Raw genomic sequence first — 2550 nt, 5'->3', positions numbered from 1 at the left:
GGGTCGCACTTGGGCAGCATCTTGCCGATCAGGGCATGGCCAGACTCGTGGTAAGCCGTGTTGCGGCGTTCTTCTTCGGGCATGACCATGCTTTTACGCTCGGGGCCCATGAGGATCTTGTCCTTGGCTTTTTCGAAGTCCTGCATCTCGACGGTGCGCGCATTGCGGCGTGCAGCCATCAGGGCGGCTTCGTTGCACAGGTTGGCGAGGTCGGCGCCGGACATGCCGGGCGTACCGCGGGCGATGACGCTCGGACTCACGTCCTGGCCAAGCGGGACCTTGCGCATATGCACATTGAGAATCTGCTCGCGGCCGCGAATATCGGGCAGCGTCACATAGACCTGGCGGTCAAAACGGCCGGGGCGCAGCAAGGCAGCGTCCAGGATGTCGGGGCGGTTGGTGGCAGCCACCACAATCACGCCGACGTTGGTTTCAAAGCCGTCCATCTCGACCAGCATCTGGTTCAGTGTCTGCTCGCGTTCGTCGTTGCCACCGCCCAGACCGGCGCCGCGCTGGCGGCCGACCGCGTCAATTTCATCGATGAAGATGATGCAGGGCGCGTTCTTCTTGGCGTTGTCGAACATGTCGCGCACGCGGGATGCGCCCACGCCGACAAACATTTCAACGAAATCAGAGCCGGAAATCGAGAAAAACGGCACCTTGGCCTCGCCGGCAATGCTTTTGGCCAGCAGGGTTTTACCGGTGCCCGGAGGGCCAACCAGCAGCAAGCCACGCGGAATGCGGCCGCCCAGTTTCTGGAATTTGGCAGGGTCTTTCAGGAAGTCGACCACTTCCTTGACTTCTTCCTTGGCCTCGTCGCAGCCTGCCACGTCGGCAAAAGTCACCGGATTGGTGGATTCATCGAGCAGGCGCGCCTTGGACTTCCCGAAGCTGAAGGCCCCGCCCTTGCCGCCGCCCTGCATCTGCCGCATGAAATAAATCCACACGCCAATCAGCAGCAGCATGGGTCCCCAGCTGATGAGCAGGGACGTAAGCAGGGAGGTTTCTTCGCGGGGCTTGACGTCAAACTTCACGTCATTGGCGATCAGGTCGCCGACCAGGCCGCGGTCCAGGTAAGTGGCTGTTGTGCGGACCTTGCGGTCGTCCACAGTGGTGGCCGAAATCTCGGTGCCGCCCTGGCCTTCGGCGATGGTGGCCTGCTTGATGCGCTTGCCGCGCACTTCTTCCAGGAACTCGGAGTAACCCAGGTAGTTCGAGCCGGCGCTACCGCGTGGATCAAATTGCTTGAATACGGTAAACAGCACCATGGCGATAACCAGCCAGATTGCAATTTTGGAAAACCACTGATTGTTCAAGGACTACTCCGGTATAAGAACAAAAGTCACATGCGCCTGATTTTAGGCGTTTCAAGGGCAAAAACAGCGTAATCCCCTGCCGGCCCCTGGATTGAAGCGGGTTTAGGTGATTTTTGCCACCACATTGCCCTCATTGTGCAGCTTCGGCACGCCTTTTTAGCCCCCGGCCAATCAGGAAAATCTCTGACGATCCCGGACGCGATGCTTTGGGTTTCAGGGGTTTCACCGTCTTGAAGGTGTCCTTGAAAAGTTTCACGAGCTGGTCGTATCCGCTGCCGTGAAAAAGCTTCACCACCAGCGTGCCGTCCGGTTTCATCCGGTTTTGGGCAAATTCCACGGCCAGCTCAATCAGGTGGGCGATCCGGGCTGCGTCGGCAGACTCAATACCCGACAGGTTGGGCGCCATGTCCGAGATCACAAGATCGACCCGTATTTGCCCTTCCGACGAGGCCAGCGCCTGCTCCAGCTTTTCCAGCACCTCCGCCTCCCGGAAGTCGCCCTGGATGAAAGTCACCCCTTCGATCGGCTCCATGGGCAGCAGATCCAGCCCGATGATGCGGCCATTGAGCTCCCCTGCTGCCGCGCCGGTGGGCGACAGCTTGCGCCTGACATACTGGCTCCAGGCACCTGGGGTGCTGCCCAGGTCGACCACACAGTCTCCCGGACGGATTAGTCCAAACGTCTCGTCAATTTCCTTCAATTTGTAAGCGGCGCGCGCCCGATAGCCCTCTTTCTGGGCCAGCTTGACGTAGGGATCGTTGATGTGGTCGTGCAACCACGCCTTGTTGACCTTTTTTCCTTTGGCGCCAGCTTTGGAAACCGCTTTGGCTGCGGCTTTCGAGTCGGTCTGTGTGCCGGGTTTGAAGTCGGTCTTGGCATTTACTTTCATGGGGTCTATTGTCGTCTTCCCGACTCCCCCGATAATTGGGGCATGGCTCAAATACAACTTACCCCCGCCCAGCGCAAGGATCACCGCGCCGATGCCCATCACCTGAACGCAGTGGTGATGATCGGCTCCGACGGCCTGACCGCTGCCGTCAAGAAAGAAACCGATGCGGCCCTGAACGCGCACGGCCTCATCAAGGTGCGGGTTCAATCAGACGACCGCGCCGGCCGCGAAGCGATTTTCCAGACCCTGGCGGATGAACTCAATGCCGCCCCCATCCAGCACATCGGCAAGTTGCTGGTGCTGTGGCGCCCCATGCCCCCGAAGGAAAAGAAGGTCAACGAAGAC

At 59.6% G+C, this 2550-nt stretch carries 3 protein-coding genes; 1 reads left to right on the top strand and 2 read right to left on the bottom strand.

All coding sequences use genetic code 11. The features are described from left to right. The coding region (gene ftsH, locus AC1D0Z_RS19460) for an ATP-dependent zinc metalloprotease FtsH (RefSeq protein WP_477659828.1) at window positions 1-1316 on the bottom strand (1316 nt) is incomplete at its 3' end. Between the two features lie 130 nt (window positions 1317-1446). Beyond that, window positions 1447-2205, bottom strand: coding sequence for an RlmE family RNA methyltransferase (locus AC1D0Z_RS19455; protein ID WP_477659827.1), 759 nt, complete (start codon window positions 2203-2205; stop codon window positions 1447-1449). A gap of 42 nt (window positions 2206-2247) precedes the next feature. Here AC1D0Z_RS19455 and AC1D0Z_RS19450 point away from each other — a divergent pair. Continuing rightward, window positions 2248-2550, top strand: a 303-nt coding sequence (locus AC1D0Z_RS19450) for a YhbY family RNA-binding protein (protein WP_477659826.1), incomplete at its 3' end; no start/stop codon positions are given.

This window comes from Polaromonas sp. P1_E3 (assembly GCF_056405935.1).
The sequence above is the reverse complement of the archived record's forward strand: the minus strand, read 5'-3'. Positions and strand labels throughout refer to the sequence as shown.

Bases quoted from the DNA above. Each gene is read 5' to 3' on its own strand.
- AC1D0Z_RS19455 (WP_477659827.1), bottom strand. From the start codon at position 2,205: ATGAAAGTAAATGCCAAGACCGACTTCAAACCCGGCACACAGACCGAC.